Annotated in this window: 17 protein-coding genes; 15 read left to right on the top strand and 2 right to left on the bottom strand. The window is 31.5% G+C overall.

What is annotated here, in order from left to right; all coding sequences use genetic code 11:
* Positions 1–70 precede the first annotated feature (70 nt).
* The 13 genes from KQI41_RS02130 (at position 71) to KQI41_RS02190 (ending at position 17,354) form a co-directional block, all read left to right on the top strand.
* Complete coding sequence (locus KQI41_RS02130) at positions 71–2,362, top strand: xanthine dehydrogenase family protein molybdopterin-binding subunit (protein ID WP_216584750.1); 2,292 nt, start codon at positions 71–73, stop codon at positions 2,360–2,362.
* Between the two features lie 10 nt (positions 2,363–2,372).
* Complete coding sequence (locus tag KQI41_RS02135) at positions 2,373–3,683, top strand: amidohydrolase family protein (protein ID WP_216584751.1); 1,311 nt, start codon at positions 2,373–2,375, stop codon at positions 3,681–3,683.
* Positions 3,684–3,711: 28 nt separating this feature from the next.
* Entirely contained in the window at positions 3,712–4,794 is a 1,083-nt protein-coding gene (locus KQI41_RS02140) for a 4Fe-4S binding protein (RefSeq protein ID WP_216584752.1), read from the top strand.
* A gap of 18 nt (positions 4,795–4,812) precedes the next feature.
* Positions 4,813–6,393 carry an N-acyl-D-amino-acid deacylase family protein gene (locus KQI41_RS02145; RefSeq protein WP_216584753.1) on the top strand — a complete coding sequence of 527 codons (1,581 nt, stop codon included), beginning with the start codon at positions 4,813–4,815 and terminating at the stop codon, positions 6,391–6,393.
* A 4-nt stretch (positions 6,394–6,397) separates the two neighbouring features.
* Entirely contained in the window at positions 6,398–7,783 is a 1,386-nt protein-coding gene (gene hydA, locus KQI41_RS02150; protein WP_216584754.1) for a dihydropyrimidinase, read from the top strand.
* Positions 7,784–7,798: 15 nt separating this feature from the next.
* Positions 7,799–8,596, top strand: a complete 798-nt coding sequence (yqeB, locus tag KQI41_RS02155; RefSeq protein ID WP_216584755.1) for a selenium-dependent molybdenum cofactor biosynthesis protein YqeB — start codon at positions 7,799–7,801, stop codon at positions 8,594–8,596.
* A 1-nt stretch (position 8,597) separates the two neighbouring features.
* Positions 8,598–9,392, top strand: a complete 795-nt coding sequence (locus tag KQI41_RS02160; RefSeq protein ID WP_216584756.1) for an XdhC family protein — start codon at positions 8,598–8,600, stop codon at positions 9,390–9,392.
* 145 nt (positions 9,393–9,537) lie between these two features.
* Positions 9,538–10,686, top strand: a complete 1,149-nt coding sequence (locus KQI41_RS02165) for a double-cubane-cluster-containing anaerobic reductase (RefSeq protein ID WP_154441890.1) — start codon at positions 9,538–9,540, stop codon at positions 10,684–10,686.
* Between the two features lie 165 nt (positions 10,687–10,851).
* Positions 10,852–12,030: a DUF3798 domain-containing protein gene (locus KQI41_RS02170; protein ID WP_154441892.1), complete on the top strand. Its 1,179-nt coding sequence runs from the start codon at positions 10,852–10,854 to the stop codon at positions 12,028–12,030.
* 55 nt (positions 12,031–12,085) lie between these two features.
* A complete protein-coding gene (locus KQI41_RS02175) occupies positions 12,086–13,663 on the top strand; it encodes a sugar ABC transporter ATP-binding protein (RefSeq protein ID WP_154441894.1) in 1,578 nt (525 codons plus the stop codon).
* Positions 13,650–14,693 carry an ABC transporter permease subunit gene (locus KQI41_RS02180; protein ID WP_154441896.1) on the top strand — a complete coding sequence of 348 codons (1,044 nt, stop codon included), beginning with the start codon at positions 13,650–13,652 and terminating at the stop codon, positions 14,691–14,693. Before KQI41_RS02175 ends, KQI41_RS02180 begins: the two co-directional genes overlap by 14 nt.
* On the top strand, positions 14,680–15,711 hold the full coding sequence (locus KQI41_RS02185) for an ABC transporter permease subunit (protein WP_154441898.1): 1,032 nt from the start codon (positions 14,680–14,682) through the stop codon (positions 15,709–15,711). Before KQI41_RS02180 ends, KQI41_RS02185 begins: the two co-directional genes overlap by 14 nt.
* A gap of 203 nt (positions 15,712–15,914) precedes the next feature.
* A complete protein-coding gene (locus KQI41_RS02190; RefSeq protein WP_154441900.1) occupies positions 15,915–17,354 on the top strand; it encodes a phospholipase D-like domain-containing protein in 1,440 nt (479 codons plus the stop codon).
* Positions 17,355–17,414: 60 nt separating this feature from the next.
* Here the strand turns inward: KQI41_RS02190 and KQI41_RS02195 are convergent, their stop codons facing one another.
* Positions 17,415–19,184 (bottom strand): M3 family oligoendopeptidase, encoded by a 1,770-nt coding sequence (locus tag KQI41_RS02195; RefSeq protein WP_154441902.1) that lies wholly within the window; start codon positions 19,182–19,184, stop codon positions 17,415–17,417.
* Positions 19,185–19,506: 322 nt separating this feature from the next.
* Here KQI41_RS02195 and KQI41_RS02200 point away from each other — a divergent pair, with 322 nt between their 5' ends.
* Positions 19,507–21,219 carry a methyl-accepting chemotaxis protein gene (locus tag KQI41_RS02200; protein WP_154441904.1) on the top strand — a complete coding sequence of 571 codons (1,713 nt, stop codon included), beginning with the start codon at positions 19,507–19,509 and terminating at the stop codon, positions 21,217–21,219.
* Positions 21,220–21,240: 21 nt separating this feature from the next.
* On the top strand, positions 21,241–21,582 hold the full coding sequence (locus tag KQI41_RS02205; protein WP_154441906.1) for a hypothetical protein: 342 nt from the start codon (positions 21,241–21,243) through the stop codon (positions 21,580–21,582).
* Between the two features lie 50 nt (positions 21,583–21,632).
* Here KQI41_RS02205 and KQI41_RS02210 read toward each other — a convergent pair whose 3' ends face one another.
* Complete coding sequence (locus tag KQI41_RS02210) at positions 21,633–23,189, bottom strand: ABC-F family ATP-binding cassette domain-containing protein (RefSeq protein ID WP_154441908.1); 1,557 nt, start codon at positions 23,187–23,189, stop codon at positions 21,633–21,635.
* Between the last annotated feature and the right edge of the window lie 59 nt (positions 23,190–23,248).

The following is a 23,248-nucleotide window of genomic DNA, read 5'->3' on the forward strand; positions in this document are numbered from 1 at the left end:
TGATACAAAAACTAACTATTTATAATTTAAAGATTTATAAATAGAATTCATAATAAGATAGGTGATTATCATGATAGGTAAAGGAATAAGAAAAACAGACAGCGAAGCCCTTTTAAGCGGGAAGCCTGTATATACAGATGATTTAGTTTTTCATAGAGATGTTTTGACAATAAAACTGTTAAGAAGTCCCTACGCATTTGCTAGGATAAAAAATATAAATGTAGATATTGCTAAAAAAGTACCTGGAGTAGTAGATATTTTTACTTATAAAGATGTTCCACAGACAAGATACTCAGAATGTGGAGAATCTTTACCAGAGGCTTCACCCTATGATAGATTGATTTTAGAAGAAGTTGTAAGATATGTAGGAGATGAAGTTGCAATAATAGTAGCAGAGGATGAAAAAACAGCAGAAAAGGCAAAGAAGCTAATAAAAGTAGAATATGAAGTATTTGAACCAATATTAGATCCAGAGAAAGCCGAAAATAGTACAATCAGAATCCATGAAGATGATAGTGTTATTTCTCCCTTCGACTTTGGATATAACAATAAGAAAAATATAGTATCTGAATTTGACTATGGTCACGGAGATATAGAAGAGGAATTTAAAAATTGTGAAGTTATAATGGAAAGAACTTATCGAACACAGGCTCAGGCTCACTGTATGATGGAAACCCTCAGGGCTTATTCTTATCTTGATGAGAGAGGAAGAATAAATGTAATATCAGCAAATCAATCTGTCTATCATATGAGAAGACAAACAGCTAGAGCTATAGGATTGCCTTTATCAAAAGTTAGAGTTATAAAACCAAGGATAGGTGGAGGTTTTGGTGGAAAGAATGTGGCAATTACAGAACCCTTTGTAGCCTTTGCCACATTAAAGACTGGAAGACCTTGTAAATTAATACTAAGCAGAAAAGAAACCTTTAGTGCAACCAGTGTTCGTCATCCAATAAAAGTAAGTGTAAAAATAGGTTCTGACAAGGAAGGAAATATAAAAGCTATTCATATGAAGGCATTAAATAATACAGGTGCATATGGTTCAAATGGTCCAGCCGTAACTATGGAAGTAGGACAAAATTCATTACCCCTATATGCCAAAGTACCTGCTATAAAATTTGAGGGAAAAACTGTTTATACAAACATGGTAGCATCAGGAGCTTTAAGAGGATATGGCGCAACTCAAGGTAGCTTTGCCATGGATTCAGCCATAAACGAATTGGCTATTGAATTGGGAATGGACCCTATAGAACTAAAATTAAAAAATACCATAAGAAAAGGTGCTGTAGGAGGAATTATTCCTCAAACTATTAAAAGTTTCAATATAGAAAAATGTATAGAAAGAGGAAAAAAATTAATAGGATGGGATGAAAAATATCCTAGGAAAGAAATATCACCTAATAAGGTTAGAGGAATAGGTATGGCTACTGCCATTCATAGTTCAGGAATTTCGGGAATAGATGCGGCTTCTGTACTTATGAGATTAGAAGAAGATGGAACATATAGACTATTTACTGCTTCTTCAGATTTAGGCACAGGATCAGATACCATACTTTGTCAAATAGCGGCTCATGCCTTAAATACAGATATGGATAGAGTAAATATTCATGTGGGAGATACAGATGCTTGTCCTTATGATACAGGGGCATATGCTTCATCTACGACTTATGTAACTGGAAATGCAGTAGTAAGAGCAGCAGAAAAATTAAAGTCAAAAATAATAGACAAGGCATCTAAAAAACTTAATATGGCAAGTATAGATTTGGTTCTTGAAAAGGACAGAGTAAGACATAGAGAAGATGAAAGTATGTTTATACTTTTAAGGACAATAGGTGAAGAAGCTGTAGTAGGTCAAGATGCAGAGGTTTTAATGGCAGATGCCACTTATGGAACTGATTATACTCCAAGACCTTTTTTAGCAGGATTTGCCGAGGTAGAGGTGGATACATTTACTGGAGAAGTAGAACTTGTTAATTATGTAGTAGTAGCAGACTGTGGAACAGTAATTAATCCAGCTTTGGCAAAAATTCAGTTGGAAGGCGGATTAACTCAAGGTATAGGTTTAGCAATGTTTGAGGATGTGAAATATACCGATGAAGGAAAACTAATAACAGACAGTTTCCTTCAATACAATGTTCCTACTAAGAAAGATATAGGCAATATAACTGTAGAATTTCAGTGTGACTATGAACCAACAGGACCTTTTGGAGCAAAATCCATTGCTGAATCAGCAGTTCATACACCACCACCAGCTATATCCAATGCTATTTATAATGCTGTAGGTGTGTATATAAGAGATTTGCCTATAACTTCAGAAAAAGTTTATAAGGGTATGAAAGAATTAAGAAACCAAAGGGGTTAGGAGGTTCTCAATGTTAATTATTAAAAGTAAATACTTAATAGCTTCAGCAGAAGATATTTATATAGATTATTCTCTAGTGATAGAGGGAGAAAATATAGTAGAATTATTACCAAATAATGAAGTAGAAAGCAAATATCCCAATGTAAGAGTCATAGATAAATCCGATTCTATTATTATGTCAGGATTTATAAATGGACATATGCACCAATATGGTGTTCTTTCAAGGGGAATACCTGCCAATGTGGAGTTCAAAGACTTTGAAGGATTTTTATGGGATTATTGGTGGCCTTTTATAGAGAATAGAATCGGATTAAAGGAAGTAAAGGCAACGACTAAGGCTTCAGCAATTGAACTTATAGAATCGGGAGTAATAGGGTTTTGCGATACATTAGAAGCACCAAATACTGAAGAAGGTACTTTAATAGAACAAGGAAAGATTCTAGAGGAAATAGGAATGAAGGCTGTACTTTCCTTAGAAAGCTGCGAAAGAATAAGTTATGATAATGGAGTTAAATGCTTAGAGGAAAATGAATCATTAATAAAATGGAGTAGAGAAAATAGTAAAAATATTAGTGGAATTATGTGTACACATACTACTTTCACTTGCTCAGATACGTTTTTAAAACTAGCTCAAGAAAAGGCAAATAGTCTAGAAGCACCATGGCAATTTCATTTATCTGAAAGTATATACGAGGTAAACCATTGTTTAAAAGATTATGGGAAAAGACCAGTGAATTATTTAAATGATTTAGGACTATTGAATGAAAATGTTTTAGCATCTCAATGTGTAAAGTTAGATAAAGATGAAATCAAGATTTTAAAGGAAAAAGGTGTTAAGGTAGTTCATATGCCTTTAAGTAATTGTGAGGTAGAAGGAGGGTTTGCTCCAATACCAGATTTATTAGAGGCTGGAGTAGAAGTGGCCCTTGGAACTGATGGATATATAAATGACTTTTTCACTGTAATGAAATCAGCATTTTTACTTCATAAGGCAAGCAAAGAGGATGCTTCTGTAATGCCAGCCAATAAGGTTTTTCAAATGGCAACAGAATATGGTGCTAAAGTACTTGGATGGAATAATACAGGGAAGTTAGTTAAAGGAAATAAAGCAGATTTCATAATTCTTGAAGACAGATTTAAGACTCCCGTTACAATAGATAATATATTTGACCAAATAGTAGTACATGGACAAAAGGAATTTATCCATAGTGTTTATATAGATGGAAATCCAGTATTGGAAGATAGAAAACTGAAAGGTATAGATAAGGAAGAAATAAGAAAAGAAATGAGAACAGTAGCAGAAGAATTCTGGAAGTTCTAGAATCGTGTAAATTAAAGGAGGAAACTAAATGTACAATTTATTAGGCATTGAGCTAAAATCACCAATTATAATAGGGTCAGGTCCTTTATCATATAATGCAGAATCTATGAAAAGATTATTAGACGCAGGGGCAGGGGCAGTAGTTACAAAGACAATTAGAAAAGAAAGAGCAATAAACCCAGCACCTCATATGGTAAGAAGTACAAATAATTCTCTTATAAATAATGAGAAATGGACAGATTTTGAGCCAGAGAGATGGATAAATGAAGAACTTCCAAAACTAAAGGAAATGGGAGTTGTGACAATAGCATCAGTTGGCCATACACTGGAAGAGAGTAGTGAATTAGTAGAAAAAGTAGAAAGGGCAGGAGCAGATATAATCGAGTTAGTATCCTATGATTATACAGACCTTATTCCAATGGTTAAGGATACAAAGAAAAGAGTTAATATTCCAGTTATAGCAAAACTACCACCTATGATTGATAATATAGGAGACTTCTGTAAGGAGTTAGAAGAGGCAGGAGTAGATGCTATTACTGCTTGTGATTCAGTAGGGCCAGCTTTTAGAATAGATATAGAAACTGGCAAACCATTACTTGGAGGAAATGGATTCGGATGGTTAACAGGTGAAGTTATAAAGCCAATTACTCTTCACAAAATCTATGAGATCAGAAGAAAGGTAAATGTGCCAATCATTGGATTAGGTGGCTGTATGACAGGTAGTGATGCAGTGGAAATGGTAATGGCAGGAGCTAATTTCATAGGAGTGTGTACTCTACCTATATTAAAGGGAGAAGCTTCACTAGGGAAATTATTTAACGACTTCAAAAGTCACCTTCATAGATTAGGATACAACTCCATAGAAGAAGCTTGTGGCATAGTTCACAAGCATATGGGTGATATAAATGAAAGAACTAAGTTTGAATTTATATATAATGAAGAAAAATGTACAAGATGTAATCTTTGTGTAAAAGTGTGTGCATATAAAGCAAGAACTTTAAATGAGACTATGGAGTTAGATGAAGAAGAATGCAGATATTGTGGACTTTGTGCTTCAGTATGTCCTACTAAAGCTCTAGAAGTTTGTGAATTACAAAAAGCATATAATTAATATAAAGCTGGTGAATAGATGAAAATTTTAATAAAAAATGGATTAATTGCAGATGGAAGTTTAAATAAACCCTTTATGGGAGATATTTTAATAGAAGATAATAGAATCAAAAAGATTGGAAATATAGATGAAGATGCTGATAAGGTAATTGATGCTAAGGAGAGAGTAATCTCTCCTGGCTTCATAGATACTCATAGTCACTCAGATACTCAAATACTTGTAAATCCATATAATGAAATAAAAATCAGACAAGGTATAACTACTGAAATATTGGGACAAGACGGACTTTCCATGGCTCCACTACCTAAGAAATATATTAATCAGTGGAGAAAAATCAATGTTGCCTTTAATGGAGATAGTGATGAAATAGATTGGACTTATGAAACTACAGAAAACTATTTAAAGATGATGGAAGAAAAAGGTATAGGATTAAATCAAGGATATTTAGTGCCCCATGGAAATATTAGGCTAGAAGTTATTGGATTAGAAAATAGAAAGGCAAGTTCCAATGATTTAGAAAAAATGAAAGAAATCACAAGGAGAGAAATGGACGGTGGAGCCATGGGACTTTCCACTGGACTTATTTATGCTCCTTGTGTTTATGGTGATACAGAAGAGTTAATTGAAATATGCAAAGTAGTAGCTGAGTTTGATGGAATCTTTGCAGTACATCAAAGGTCAGAAGCCGATACCATTATTGATTCTATGAAGGAAGTAATTAGAATAGGCAGAGAATCTGGAGTGAAAATTCACTTCTCTCATTTTAAGGTATGTGGAAAGAATAATTGGAAGTATTTAGATAAGGCTTTTGAATTATTGGAAGAAGCTAAAGAAGAAGGCATTAGAGTTTCCTTTGACCAATATCCCTATGTGGCAGGAAGCACTAGTCTAGGAGTCATACTACCACCTTGGGTTCACGAAGGGGGAACAGAGAAGCTCTTAGAAAGATTAGAAAGTATGGAAAATAGGGAAAGAATAATAAGGGATATAGAAAATGGTATTTTGGGATGGGATAATTTTGTTGATTTTGCAGGACTAGACCAAATCTTTATTACTTCAGTAAATAAGGATAGAAATAAGTATCTAATAGGTAAAAATCTTATTGAATTAGGAAAGATAATGGATAAAGATCCTTATAATGCAACCTTTGACCTTATTTATGATGAGGGGAATTCTGTAAATATGGTTGATTTTTATGGATTGGAAGAACATATTATAAAGATATTAAAAAGACCAGAACATAATCTTTGTACAGATGGAATGCCATCAGATAACCCTCATCCAAGATTATATGGTTCCTTTCCAAGGGTACTAGGTAAATATGTAAGGGAAGAAAAAACTCTAACTTTAGAAGAAGCCATATATAAAATGACTAAAAAACCAGCAGAAACTTTAAAGCTTAAAGATAGAGGAGAAATAAAAGAAGGTTATTTTGCAGATATTGTAATTTTTAATCTAGAGGAAATAATAGATAAGGGAACTTATGTAGAATCTAAACAATATCCAGTAGGAATAGATTATGTTATAATAAACGGAAATATAGTAATAGATAATGGAAAGTATCATAAAATTTTAGCTGGCAGTATATTAAGGAGTTGAAACCATGGGGATTATAATAACTAATGGAAAAATAGTAAGCTCAAAAGGTATACTAGAAAAAGACATTCGTATAGTGGGAGAAAAAATAGTAGAAATAGGACTTGATATATCTAAAGCTGAAGATGAAATAATAGATGCTAAAGGCTCCTATGTAATGCCAGGAGCCATAGATGTTCATACACATTTTGATGCAGATGCTTGTGGAATTGTGGCAGATAGCTTCTATACAGGAACTAAGGCTGCTATTTCAGGAGGAACAACTACTATTATTGATTTTGCTGAACAGGTGAAAGATTCCACATTAAGAGAAGCTTTAAATCAGTGGAATGAGAAAACTAAAGATAATACATATACCGATTATGGATACCATATGACCATATCTGATTGGAATAAAGAAACAGAAAAGGAAATGGAGTACATGGTGAAAGAGGGTATAACTTCCTTTAAAATGTTTTTTGCATATAAGGATTTACAAGTTGATGATAGAGCTATATATGAAGCCTTAAAAAAGTCTAAAGAACTGGGAACTTTAATATCCTTTCATTGTGAAAATGGAAATTTAATAGATAAACTTAGGGAAGAAGCCATATTAAACGGAAATACAGAACCCATATTTCATATGGAGACAAGACCCCCATCCTTAGAAAGAGAAGCTATATCAAGACTTACTTCCATTGCAGAAATAGTAGACACTCCTGTATATATTGTTCATTTAAGCTCAAAAGAAGGATATAAGGAAATAGAAAGAGCTAAGGAAAGAGGGCAAAAGATAATAGTAGAAACCTGCCCACAGTATTTATTACTAAATAAAGATTATTATTTACCTAAAGGGAAAGACTCTTTTGAAGGAGCAAAGTATGTAATGTCACCTCCCCTAAGGGATATGGAAAGCAATGAAGTCCTGTGGAATGGAATCAAACTAGGAGAAATAGATGTAGTAGCCACAGACCATTGTGCTTTCAATTACAAGGTGCAAAAGGAATTAGGTATAGATGATTTTACTAAAATTCCCAATGGGGCACCTGGTGTAGAAAATAGATTTAAGCTCATATACACATATGGTGTCAGAAAAAATAAAATTACAATTGAGAAACTAGTGGAAGTTCTTTCAGAAAATCCTGCAAAGATATTTGGATTATATCCTAATAAAGGTGTAATTAAAGAAGGAAGTGACGCTGATATTGTAATATTTAATCCAGAGTATAAATCCATTATAAATGCAGAAGAACAAGTTCAAAATGTAGATTACAATCTATATGAGGGATTTACACAATATGGAAGATTTGAATATATATTTTTAAGAGGACAGTTAATAGTCGAAAAAGAAAAAATAGTAAATTCTACACCTACTGGAAAATATCAAAAAAGAGATAAGGGCAATATCTTATAATAGAAGGTGATAATAATGAATACCATAGTCATAAGAGGTGGTGGAGATTTAGCCACTGGAATTGCATACAGATTATTTAAATCAGGATATAAGGTTATAATTTTAGATATAGATAGACCTTTGGCCATTAGACGAACTGTAGCCTTTAGTGAAGCTGTATATAATGGAGAAATAACAGTAGAAGGAGTTAAGGCTATATTGGGAAGGGATATAGAAGATATTTATGAAATCTTAAATAGAAATTGTATTCCTGTATATATAGACGAAAAGGGAGATATTATAAAAGAAATAAGGCCTTTAGCAGTAGTAGATGCTATTATTGCCAAGAAAAATTTGGGAACCAATAGGGCAATGGCTCCCATAACCATAGGAGTAGGTCCAGGATTTGAAGCAGGAGTAGATGTTGATTTAGTAGTAGAAAGTAAAAGAGGACATTATTTGGGAAAAGTTATATATAAGGGAAAAGCAATAGAGAATACAGGAATACCAGGAGAAACAATGGGATATAGGGAAGAAAGAATAGTTAGAGCGCTGGATAGTGGAATGGTAGAAACATTTTGTAACATAGGAGATACTGTAGAAGTAGGAGATATAATTTGCAAAGTAGGAAATGTCCATGTAAAGGCTCAGATACCAGGTATACTTAGAGGAATGATAAAGGAAGGTCTAAAGGTACCAAAGGGATTAAAAATAGGAGATATTGATCCTAGGGGAATAAGAGACTATGCCTTTACCATTTCAGATAAGGCTATGGCTATTGCCGGTGGAGTATTAGAAGGAATACAGTATTTGAAAATGGAAAGGGGAATTTAATATGGCGGATTTGTTTGTAATGAAAAAGGCTTTAGAGTATATAGAAAATGGAAAAGACTTAGCTATAGCAACTATTACTAAAGCCGAAGGCTCTGCTCCAAGGAGAGAGGGAACAAATATGGCAGTATTAGAGGATGGAACTATTCATGGTACTATTGGTGGTGGAAAACTGGAAAAAAAGATTATAGAATTATGCATTGAAGCCATAAAAGAAGGAAAGAGTTATGGTATAAATCTTCCATTAAATTCAGAAGGGTTAGGAATGATTTGTGGTGGAGAAGTAGATGTATTTATAGACGTATATAAACAAAAACCAAAGCTATTAATTGCTGGTGGAGGTCATGTGGGATATTCTATATATGACCTTGCTAATTTTTTAGGTTTTAATACAGTAATATTTGATGACAGGGAAGAATTTCTAAATGAAGAAAGATTTCCTTTAGCCCATGAATTGGTTTTAGGTGATATAAAAGAAAACTTAAAGAAATACCCTATAGATGATAATACCTATATTGTTATAGTTACTAGAGGTCATGCTTATGATGAAGAAGCCATAGAAGCAGTAGCAAATAGTAATGCAAAATATATTGGAGCCATGGGTTCTAAGAAAAAGGTAATAACTATGATGAAGAGTTTAGAAGAAAAGGGAATATCTAAAGAAGACTTAGATAAAATATATGCCCCCATAGGCCTAAAAATATCTGGTGGAAGTCCAGAAGATATAGCAATGAGTATAATGGCTGAAATCCAACTAATAAGAAATAATGGAGAAGCAGTACATATGAAATACAGATAAATAACTCCGATTTTTGGTACTAGTTACTGAAAATCGGAGTTATTTAGTTTTTCTATACTAAAACATCTATTATAAGAAACTCTTATTTGATTATATCTCCATTACTCTTATATAATAATATGAGAAATTATAGAGGAGTGACCTTATGTTAAAATTACCAGAGAATTTCGAGAATTATGAAGAGGCAAGGAGAGAGGGATTTTTAAAGGTAAAGGCTCTAAAGGAGAAGGGAACACCAGTAGTTGGAGTGTTTTGTACATATACACCTATTGAACTTATTCATGCTGCAGGAGCTGTAGCAGTTAGTCTATGTGGTACTTCTGATGTACCAATACATCATGCAGAAAAACATTTACCTAAAAATCTTTGTCCACTTATAAAATCTAGTTATGGATTTGCAGTATCAGACACCTGTCCATATTTTTATTTCTCAGACTTAATAGTTGGAGAGACAACCTGTGATGGTAAGAAAAAGATGTACGAGCTATTAAATGAGCTAAGGCCTACCCATGTTATGCACTTGCCTCAAGGACAAGATAAAGAACATGGATTTAGGTATTGGAGAGAGGAATTGGTTAGGCTAAAGGAAGTACTAGAGGAAAAATTTAATATAGAAATTACAGATGAAATATTAAGAGAAGAAATAAAGGAAAGAAATAGGGAGAGGAAAGTATTATTGGATTTTTATGAATTAGGTAAATTAAATCCATCTCCAATATCAGGTCGTGAAGTAAATGAAACCATGGAAGCCTTAGGTTTTCAATTTGATAGAAAAGCTCAATGTGATTTTATAGAAGAAAGAACAAAAGAGTTAAGAGATAAATATGAAAATCAGCTAAAGGGAACAAAGTCCAGCAGACCAAGAATACTTATTACTGGATGTCCCGTAGGAGGAGTAAGAGAAAAAGTTTTAAAAACCATAGAAGATTCGGGAGCAGATATAGTTGCTTTTGAAAACTGTAGTGGAGTAAGAGAAAAAGCTACCTTAGTTGATGAAACCATAGACCCAATAGACGCCTTAACGGAAAAATACTTAAATGTAAGCTGTTCTGTTATGACTCCAAATCCAAGAAGATTTGAAGCCTTAGATGAAATGATAGACGAATATGAAATTGATGGAGTAATAGAAGTAGTCCTTCAAGCCTGTCATACTTTTAATGTAGAGTCATATAATGTGAAAAGATTTGTAACAGAGAAGAAGGATAAACCATATCTATATATTGAAACAGACTATTCAAAACTAGATGTTGGTCAGATAAATACAAGAATAAATGCCTTTTTGGAAATGATATAATAACTCCGATTTTTGGTGCTATGCACTGAAAATCGGAGTTGTTAATGTTGTTTATCTATAGTTGCTATTTTATTATAGATATTTTTAATTTCACAGTATTTAAATAAGTAGATATAATTGGTATGGTTGATAAATAACAAACTAAAGTCAAGGAGGAAACAAAGGATGAAAAAAATAATTGTACTTGTTTTATCTTTAGTATTAGTCATGTCTTTAACTGCATGTCAAACTAAAGATGTAGATAAAGAAGTAGTACAAGATGTAGCAGGAAATGTTGAACAAGCTGCCAATAATGAAGAAAGTAATAAGGCCTTTAAAATTGGAATTGTAACACCAACATTATCAACTTCTGAAGATGAATTTAGAGCAGGAGCTGAAATGGTAGAAAAGTATCCAGATATGGTAAAACATATTACTTTACCAGAAAATTTCAATGCAGAATTAGAAACAGGTATTTCTCAAATTTTAAGTTTAGCTGATGATCCAGATATGAAGGCTATAATTGTAAACTCAGGTCAGTCAGGGTTATTACCAGCCTTTGAAAAAATTAAGGAAAAAAGATCAGATATACTTACCATAGCTACTATGATGGATGAACCAGAATTAATGGCAAAATATATAGATTTAAACTTTTCGACGGATTGGGAAAGACGTGGTGTAACTATACCGACTAAGGCTAAGGAAATGGGAGCAAAAACATTTATACACTATTCATTCCCAACACATTTGGCTAAGGAAGCTGTTGCAGCAAGAAAAGAAGCCATGGAAAAGACCTGTAAAGAATTAGGATTAGAATTTGTAGAAATAATTACTCCAGATCCACAAACTGGAGATGGGCCAGCTGCCATGCAACAATTTTTAAGGGAAGACATACCAAGACAAATAGGAAAATATGGTGCAGATACAAATATTTTTGGTAGTAATTGTCCAATGTATGATGTAATTTTAGATGAGGCACTAAAATTAAAGTTTACTGTAGCTGAACAATGTTGTCCTACACCTACACAGGCATATCCTACAGTAATGAATTTAGAAATAGAAGCTGAAGACTTAGGAAACTATGATAAGATAAATGCTATGATAACTGAAAAGGCTGCAGAAGCTGAAATGACAGGTAGATTATCTGGTTGGGCGATGCCTTCCCAAATTTATGTACCTAAGTTTGAAATTGAGTTGGCTAAATATATAATAGAAAATGATTTAGAATTAAATAAAGATATATTAAATAAACAATTCTTAGATGATTTTTCAGAAAAAGCCATGGGAATAAGGGCAGATTTTGAACCAATAGATTCAAATACTGATAATTACTTTATGTTAATATTAGAATCAATTTACTATTAAGTTATATGCAGGGTAATTATATCCTGCATATAATTGTTTTTGAAAGAGGTGTACTATGGAAATTTTAAGGGTAGAAAATCTTTCTAAAGATTTTAATGGAATTATGGCATTAAATAATATTAACTTTAACCTTAAAGAAGGGGAAATCCATGGGATAATTGGTTCCAATGGATCTGGAAAAAGCACCCTAATGAACATACTATTTGGTAGTAAACACATTAGACAAACTGGGGGATATGAAGGCAATATATTTATTTATAACAAAAAAGTAGAAATAAAGAATACATATGATGCTATAAAGCTGGGCATAGGAATGGTACATCAAGAATTAGCATTATTAGGTGAACTGGATATAAGTAGCAATATAAAAATAAATCGAGAGAATATAATAGACAGTACAAAGATATTGGGGAATTTTGCCATAGTAGATGTAGACAAAAATAATGATGATGCAAGAGTTTCTCTATCGAAGGTTGGAATAGATATTGATTCAAGAATAAAAGTAAAAGATATATCTTCTAATCTTAAACAATTCATAGAAATAGCTAGGGAAATAGATAATACTAGCCTTAAGATTCTTATTCTTGATGAACCTACTTCCTCATTAAATACCCGAGAAACTAAAATGCTTTTATCTCATTTAAAGGAAATAGCTAAAAGTGGAATCTCCGTTATCTTTATATCTCATAGATTAGAGGAAGTTACCCAAATATGTCATAGAGTAACTGTATTAAGAGATGGAGAAATTATTGGACAGTATGAAAAAGAGGATTATGATATTAATAAATTAGCACTAGATATGATAGGAAAAGAAGTAGTACAAACATTAAAAAAGAAAAATAAATCTACTAGTAATCCAATATTATCATTCAACAATATAGAAGTATCCTATAGAAATAATATATATACTGATATTTCATTAGACATTAATGAAGGAGAAGTTCTTGGAATAACAGGATTAGCAGGACATGGGCAAGAGCTATTTGGATATGGATTGATGGGGCTATATCATATGGATGGAGATGTACGATATAAAGGAGAAAAACTGAATATAAAAGACTCAAATGCAATGATAAAAAAAGGAATATATCTTTTACCTAATGAAAGAAAGGAAATGGGTTTACTTTTAAATCATAGTATTTGGGAAAACTTAGTCTTTGAATCCTATGATAAGCAAAATAAATTTATGAAATATCCTAGATTAAAACATCTATCTCCTTTAAACTATAAAGCCATATATAGATATTCAAATAATATGATTGAAGAATTAAATATTAAGGTTAGAGATATAGAGCAAGAAATACGAGAATTAAGTGGTGGAAATCAACAAAAAGTCTGTATCGGAAGAGCTATTACTATAAATCCAGAAATTCTATTTGTAGGAGAGCCTACTAGAGGAATCGACATATACTCTAAGGAAATTATACTGGATATGTTGTTGAAGTTAAATGAAGAAAAGAATACAACAATTATTATATCCTCAGGAGAAGTGTCAGAATTAAAAAGGGTTTGTGACCGTATAGCTGTTATGTATGAGAATAAGGTATTTAAAATATTTCATAAGGACTTTGATAGTGAGGAGTTTAGTTTAGCAATATCAGGAAGGAGATTGAATGAGGATGAAGAAGCTTAAATTTAAAATAGAGCCACCACAACTAATTATAATAACCTATTTACTTATTCTAACAATTAGTCTTAAATTCATCCATATATCATATATTGATATGATAAACGACTCTTTAATAAAGTGGGTAATGAATGGGGTTTTAGTACTATCTCTAGTACCAATGATAAATGTAGGAGCAGGTAGAAACTTTGGACTACCCATAGGAATATCAGCAGGATTAGTTGGAATGTGTATAGCCATTGAATTCAGATTAACTGGATGGATTGGCTTTATTACTTCCATATTCTTTGGAGTTGTTGTATCCATATTATTTGGATATATTTATTCATTTATACTAAATAAACTAAAAGGAAATGAGGAAATAGTAGGTACATTTGTAGGCTTTTCCTTTATACCTATAATGAGTTTGTTTTGGTCTTTAGCACCTTTTAAAAACAGACAAATGCTTTATCCTGTAGGTGGACAAGGATTAAGACCTAAGATTAATTTAGAAAATTATTTCAGTAAGATTTTAGATAGTTTCCTTGAAATAAATATAGGAGACCTTGTTATTCCATTAGGGTTAATATTATTCTTCCTATTATTATGCCTTATAGTTTATTTATTTGGAAAAACAAGAATGGGAATAACCATGGCAGCTATTGCTGAAAATGAAGTGTTTGTTAAATTATCAGGAGTAAATATAAACAAATATAGAACCTATGGAATTATATTCTCTACTATTTTAGCTGCAATAGGAATAATTGTATATTCTCAAAGCTATGGATTTGTTCATTTGTATGATGGTCCTTTTATGATGGCTTTTCCCGCAGTATCAGCAATATTAATTGGAGGAGCATCTAAAAAAAAGGCAACTGTATTTCAAGTTATGCTAGGTACTTATTTGTATCAAACTACATTTTTACTTTCAGTTCCAGTAGCCAACGTACTATTAATACCTGAAATGTCAGAGGTCATAAGGATGATAGTTACCAATGGAATTATTTTATATGCGTTCCTATATGAAGGGGTGAAGAAGACAAATGAAAAAATATAAGAATTATTATGTACCGTCATTTTTCTTGATTTTATCTATTTTAGGTATTATGGCAGCTAAAGTAAGCAGCAATTTCATACTGGGAGAGTTATATAATAGATTTGTTAGAAACGGAATATTTCTATTGGCTCTTATTCTTCCTATTATGGCAGGAATGGGAATCAATTTTTCCATTACAATAGGGGCAATAGCTGGACAGATAGGAATGTTACTTGTAATAGATATGGGATTAGAACCTAAATTAGGATTTGTTGTAGCAATAATATTTAGTATAATACTATCTATTATCTTTGGAAATATAATTGGAACTATATTAAATAAAGCTAAGGGAAAAGAAATGATAGCAAGTATGGTAATAGGATTTTTAGGAACAAATTTATATCAGCTTATATTTATGGTAGGTTATGGTACTGTAATTAAGCCATTTAATCCAGATATACTACTTACAAGAGGTATAGGCGTAAAAAGTATGTTAGATGCAGGAAACTATAGAAATCTATATAGAAATATACTCCCTATAAAAATAGGAGATGCAGAAGGCTCATTAATACCCATAATAATCATTGTACTAGTAGGAGTTATAGTATATCTAATAACTAAGTCGAAAATAGGATACCATATTAAGGCAGTAGGTGAAAATATGGTATTATCAGAGAAATTAGGTATTAATGTAGATAGGACTAGAAGAACATCAATTGTCTTGTCCACACTGTTGGCTTCTTTAGCCCAATTAATGTATATACAAAACCTTGGAGTTTTAAATGTATATACAGGACATTTAAACTTAGATATATTTTCAGCAGCAGCTTTACTAGCAGGAGGAGCTACCTTTAGAAAGGCAAATATAAGAAATGCTTTTATAGGAATATTTTTGTTCCATACCTTATTTATTGTATCACCTTTAGCAGGACAAAATATATTTAAAAACCCAGCATTAGGAGAATATTTTAGATCCTTTATAGCCTATGGAACTATTGTATTTGCATTGATGATAAACTTAAAGCAGACTGAAAATTAAATAATTCTGATTTCGAGACTTAAATTCAAAAATCAAAAAACACAGATAAAAAGCTATTTATAAAGAACGTATGGCAGTTGACAGTTAAAATTAATTATGATATAAAAACTATTAGCATTTCAGTTGAGATTGCTAATAGTTTTATTATTTTAGGAATATATATAAAATGAAATTAATAATTGTAATTAAAGAGGGTGAAAAAATTGGATAAAAAAACACATCTAAAAACAATTTCTAAAAAGATTTTTAATATCTACTTAATATATATATTTATATTTTCCATATTGATATTTGCCATTCATAAACCTAAAGAAAAACAATATGGAGAGTTTACCAACTTAAATGAATCATCTATAGAGGCTTCAGGACAAGATAGAGTAGTCCTTGTAGAAGAAAGAACTGATGCCTATTTGACTAGGCTAAACATTGTGGGAAATGCTAAAAATTCCTTGGACATTTCTTATTATTTTTTATCCGATGGGGTATCAACAGAAACTTTTTTAGGAGGTATTTTAGACGCAGCAGATAGAGGAATAGAAGTACGGATTTTATTAGATGGATTATTTCATAATTTAAGAGGAGATCTTGGTGATACCATATATACATTTAAAGAACATCCTAATATTCAATTAAAACTTTATGAGCCTTTTAATTTTTTCACACCTTGGGCATGGAACAATAGACTACATGATAAGTTTATAATTGCAGACAGTGAAATTGCCATTATAGGAGGTCGAAATATAGGAGATAAATATTTCTTACAGGATTCTACAGAAATTGAATTAGTAGATGATAGGGATGTACTTATATTTAATGATAATCCTTCTAACAATGACAACAGTGTTATATATAAGATGGAGAAATATTATAACGATTTATGGAATTATGATTATTCAAAGCCATCAGTAAAGAAAATGACAAATAAACGAAAAAATAGAGGACAAGAATTTGGTGAGAAATTAAGAGACAGATTTAATAGTTTCGAAGATGAAAATCCTGAAATTTTAAATGGTGTAGATTGGTATAATGAAACTATACCAACTAAAAATATAGACTTTGTCCATAATCCCATAGGTAGATTAAACACAGATCCAAATTGCTTAAAAGAATTACTAAGACTAGGTTCAAATGCAGAAGATTCAATATTTGTTCAAAGTCCATATATAATACCTTCAAGAAATATGAGGAATAAACTAAATATGTATGATATAGATTTAGAGAAAGTAAATATATTGACTAATTCTTTTGCATTAAGTCCAAATCCCTTGGCAGTTTCAGGATACGCAAATCATAGGAATAAAATAATAGATTCTAAGATAAAACTCTATGAATTTCAAGGAGAGGAATCTCTGCATACTAAAACTTATGTATTTGATAATAATATAAGTGTTATAGGTTCATTTAATTTCGACCATAGAAGCTCTTATATCAATACTGAATCTATGGTAATCATCCATAGTGAGGATTTTACAGAACAGTTAAAAGACACAATATCTGTGGACATAAATGGTAGTCTTCAAGTAGGTGAGGACTATAACTATATTTATGATGAATCGGTTGATGAGAAAAATATGTCGTTGATTAAAAAATCCCTTATAACTATGTTATCAAAAGTTGTATTCTTTATAGAATATCTATTATAAATAATAGCTCCGATTTTTGGTACATAATACCCAAAATTGGAGCTATTATTATTTCACGAATTATTTACTTGCTAATTCTATAAACTTTTCTATGTCTTTTTCTATTAGTCTTAGTGAATTTCTAAAGAATTCAGGGTCATGAACATCTATATTCATTCTTAGAGCCACGTCTTTAATATTATTCTTACCTGTAGCATTTAGTAGTTCATCATATTCTTTTATAAATTCTTCTCCACGTTTTAGATACTCTGCATACAGTCCCTTAGAGAATAACAGTCCAAAAGCATATGGGAAGTTATAGAAATTAAGTCCTGCTGAATAGTAGTGAGGTTTATTTAACCACATATATGGATGAAGAATACTGTGGTCTAAGCCATTACCATAAGCTTCTTTTTGAGCATCCATCATTATTTCTTTAAGTTCATTTACTGAAAGAGCATGAGTCTTTCTTCTTTCAAACAATTCAGATTCAAATAAGAATCTACTATATATATCTACAATAACTTGACCTGCGTCAGATATGGAAGATTCTAATATACTTAAAGCTTCCTCATCACTGGCTTCTTTTAAAGCTGCATTTACAACTATGGTTTCACAGAATATAGAAGCCGTTTCTGCTATTGGCATAGGGTATCTGCTGTTTAGTATACTCTCATCTTTTAAATTAAGTCCATGATAACCATGACCTAGCTCATGAGCTAAAGTAGTCATATTTGAGAAACTGCCATTGAAGTTAGAAAGTATTCTACTTTCCTTTATAGGATGTAAGTTAGAGCAAAATGCGCCTCCTCTTTTTCCTTCCCTTGGTTCTACATCTAGCCAATTATTTTTATGAGCATTTTCAACGAAATCAGCCAATTTATCGGAGAAAGTTCTAAAGTTTTTGATTATATAATCCATAGCCTCATCATAAGTAAAGGTTCTATTAACTTCTCCCATAGGTGCAAACATTTCATAGAATGGAAGTCCATCAGAATAACCTAATAATTCTGCTTTCTTTCTATAGTATTTATGGAATACTGGAAGAAATTCTCTCATAGCTGTAAGCATAGCATTTAGAGTTTCTTCATCCATTCTAGATTTAACCAAAGTTTCTTCTAAAGGAGAATTATATCCTCTAAGGGCTGAAGTAGTGATTACCTCACCTTTGATACCATTTAATGCAGCGGCAGAAGATTCTTCGATTTTTTTATAAGCCTTCAACTCAGCTTCATATCCAGCTTTTCTCTTTGCAGGGTCTTTGTCGTATGCTAGATTTCTTGCAGCAGGGAATGGCAATTGTTTATTTTCCCCATCTATATTTATGTCTACCATAAGAGTTGACGATACCATGTTTTGAAGATTAGACCATGCAGAAGAACCTGTATTTGACATCTTTGATATAAGTACTTCTTCTTTCTCACTAAGCATATATTTTGTTTTATCTTTAATCTGTTCTAAATAAAATTTATGTTCCTTTAATAATTCTGATGAATTTATTATTTCCTCTAGATTATCTATATCCTTCACAAAGTTTTGGAACTGTACATCAGGTTTAGTTAAATCTGAACCTTTTACTCTTAATCTATCAAGATATTTAAGGGCATCTTCATTTTTGGCCTCTACTGTATTTGTAAGATGAGCGAAAGCAGAAAGCTTTGAAAACAATGAATTTAACTCTCGAGAATACTCAATATATTTTTCCGTTTTTTCCACTGTATTATCACTAGAGCCTAAGTTTTCATCAGCCCATTTACTATATTCTACTATTAAACAATCAAGTTTCTCCAAATCAGAAATAAATTCTTTAGAATCAAAAGATGTATATAATTCCTTTAAACTCCAACGCATGTTATCCCGCCTTTCGAAATATTTAGTCAATTCTATTATAACACAAATTTCCAAATATTAAAGATATATTTTGAGAGTCGAAATAAAAATATAAAACTTAGAGTGAACAGCTCTTTGTAATGATTTTCTATGTTGAATAGTCAGGTAGAAACAGATTTATCATTGTTTACATTGTAAAAATTTGTTATTATATAAATAACTGATTTGAGTCGATATTCTAAATCTTAGAGAACTTCTTCCATGGAGGTGATTATTTTAGGATATTGAATGTTCTGACTTATAAGGGCAGTAGATGACATAAATAATAAAAGGAGGAATAGAAATGAGAATAATAAGAAATGCTTCAATAAAATTTAAACTAATATTTAGTTTTGCTATTATTCTAGTATTATTATTTGCAATGGGAGCATTTGGAACATTAGCTATTGAAAGAATCAATAATAGTTCATCTGAAATGTATGATGATTATTTACAAGGTATAGATGAATTACATATAATAAAAGAAAATATATTGGATGTTGTTCTAATTCTTCAATATATGGGTACTACAGAATATAGAGTCGTAGTGGAAGATTACGCTAAGGAGATAGATGATATAGTGGCAAATACTGCCAGCATAATAGAATCATACGGTTCTAGAGATCTAGTAGAAACTGAATCAGAGGCATGGGAAAGGTTCAATAAAAATTTGATGAAATATAGAGAAGAACGTAATGGAATAGTAAGTAAACTTAAAACTGAGAAATTTGATAGACTTCAGGAGATTAAAAGATTAGATCCATATGTTGATGTTGTAATCAATGATATTAATAAATTAATAGAAATAAATCAAGAATTGGGACAAGCCCAAAATGAAAGCAACAATTTGATATATAGAAATACAATGATTTTTATGTATAGTATAATTACAATAGGAATTTTAGTAGCTTTATTATTTGGATATTTACTATCTAATTATATATCCAAGTCTGTGAAAAAAGGTTTAAAATTTGCAGAAGCTTTAGGCCAAGGAGATTTAGGGTTTGAAATGGAAGAGTCTAAATCCAAGGATGAATTAGGTCAGCTTATAATAGCATTAAAAGAGGCCCAAAATAAGATAAAATCTACAATAATGGAAATATCTCAAGAATCTCAAGAGGTGTCTGCATCGTCACAACAACTTTCTGCAACAATAGAAGAAGTCAATTTCAGATTCGAGTCAATATCCAATAATACTTTAAGTATAGTAGATGATATACAAGAGATAAATGCAGCTACAGAAGAGTTAACAGCCACAATACAAGAGGTAAACTCTGGAGTTACTCAACTTGCATCTAGTTCTTCTGAAGGAAGTGTAGAATCAACCAAGATTAAAGAAAGAGCGGAAAAAATAAAGATTCAAGGTCAAGAATCTAAAACAGTTACAGCAAAACTTTTAGATGAAAAAGAACAGGCCATATTAAATGCAATAGAACAAGGAAAAGTAGTTGATGAGATTACAATAATAGCAGAATCCATAGCATCCATAGCATCTCAAACTAATTTACTAGCACTAAATGCGGCAATAGAAGCAGCTAGAGCAGGTGAAGCAGGTAGAGGATTTGCAGTAGTAGCAGATGAAATAAGGAAATTAGCAGAGGAATCCAATAACTATGTAGGGGCTATACAAAAAGTCGTGGAAGATGTAAGTTTAGCATTTAACAATTTATCTGATAATTCCAGAGAAACTTTAACATTTATAAATGATAAGGTAACTAAGGATTATGAGTTACTAATAGATACAGGAATTAGTTATGAAAATGATTCAGTATTTGTAAATAATTTATCTCAAGAAATAGCAGCCATGTCTGAAGAACTAAATGCTTCAACTGAAGAAATAGCATCAGTAATCCAAAATGTTGCAAGTAATATGGAGAATACATCTTCAAATTCAGAAGAAATAATGGGTGGAATGAAAGAGACCTTATTGTCTTTAGAACAAATAGCTTCTGCTGCTGAAAGTCAAGCAACCAGCGCTACTAGATTAAGCGATTTAGTACAATTATTTAAACTATAAAAATGAGTGGGAGTGTAAAAGATGAATAAAGAGGAAAAAGTTTTAAATTATTTAGAATATATACTAGGAGCTGTTATATACACTCTTTATTCCTTTGGTGTAATATTTTCAAATAAGATATTAAGATATCTTACTATCTTTGTTATAGCTATTTTCTTCATTTTCATATATTATAAGACTCGCAATAAAAAATATAACGATAAGCCTTTTCTTGGTAAGTTTTATCAAAGGTTTGTAGTGATTATTATATTGTATACTTATATATCAATTATTGACAGTAATTTAAGTATCAATATGAAGTTAATGGCTTATGGAGCAGGGTTAGTTGCATTTACAATCACACATATTTTCAGTAAAAAATAAACGACCTTGGATTTATGAAGTCTATACTTCATAAATCCAAGGTTGTTTTATTAAAATATTTTAGTTGTCCAAGTTTCACAATTCCATATATCTGTAGCCACATCTTTATAAAAATCAGGCTCGTGAGATATAAGTAGGATACTTCCTTTATAAGCTTTCAATGCTCTTTTTAATTCTTCCTTCGCATCTACATCTAAGTGGTTAGTAGGCTCATCTAGAATCAGAACATTGGTTTCTTTATTGATTAACTTACAAAGTCGTACCTTTGCTTGTTCTCCTCCGCTTAACACCATTACTTTTGATTCTATATGTTTAGTAGTCAGTCCACATTTTGCCAGAGCTGCTCTAACTTCATATTGAGTAAGTCCTGGAAATACCTGCCAAATCTCATCTATGCAGGAATTATTATTTTTATCTTTGATTTCTTGTTCAAAATATCCTATTTCAAGGTTATCGCCCAATTCTACTTCTCCAGATACAGATTTAATTTCACCTAATATACTTTTTAGCAAAGTAGTTTTTCCAAGACCATTAGCACCAATTAAAGCTATCTTTTGTCCTCTTTCCATTCTCAGATTAAGTGGTTTTGATAAAGGTTCATCATATCCTATGACTAAATCCTTAGTTTGGAATATTAATTTGCCAGCAGTTCTTCCTTCTTTAAAATTAAACTCTGGTTTTGGTTTTTCACGAGCCAGTTCGATTAATTCCATTTTGTCTAATTTTTTTTGTCTAGACATAGCCATATTTCTTGTGGAAACCCTAGCCTTATTTCTAGCAACAAAATCTTCTAAATCAGCTATTTCTTGTTGTTGCTTTTTGTAGGCTGCCTCTAATTGAGCTTTTTTAGCTTCATAGACTTTTTGGAAATTATCATAGTCTCCTACATATCTGGTTAGTTCCTTATCTTCCATATGGTAGATTAAGTTAATAACAGAGTTTAAGAAAGGAATATCATGAGATATAAGGATGAAAGCATTTTCATATTCCTGTAAATATCTCTTTAACCAAATAATATGAGGTTCATCTAAGTAGTTAGTAGGCTCATCAAGTAACAAAATATCTGGTTTTTCTAGAAGGAGTTTAGCCAGGAGTATTTTAGTTCTTTGTCCTCCAGATAAATCATTTACATCTCTATCTAAACCTATATCATCAAGACCAAGTCCTCTTGCAATATCTTCAACTTTAGCATCTATGATATAAAAATCATTATGGTCTAATATATCCTGTATAGTTCCTACTTCTTCAAGTAAAGCTGTAAGTTCGTCTTCTGACACTTCACCCATTTTCAAATACATTTCCTGCATTTCCTGCTCTAAATCAAAGAGATATTTAAAAGCTCCTTTTAGGGCATCTCTTATGGTTTGACCTTTTTCAAGGGATGTATGCTGATCTAAATATCCTACTCTTACTCTTTTTGCCCATTCTACTTGACCCTCATCAGGCTCTAGTTTTCCAGTTATTATATTCATAAAAGAGGATTTTCCTTCTCCATTGGCACCAATTAATCCTACGTGTTCACCCTTTAATAATCTAAAGGATACATTTTTTAATATTTCTCTATCGCCAAAACCATGGCTTAAATTTGTTACGGTTAAAATACTCATGTGTATCTCCCTTCATTAAATAAAATCATCTCTAAAAATTATACAAAAAAGCTAGATTA

The sequence above is a fragment of the Tissierella pigra genome (assembly GCF_018917845.1).
GTDB lineage: Bacteria > Bacillota > Clostridia > Tissierellales > Tissierellaceae > Tissierella > Tissierella pigra.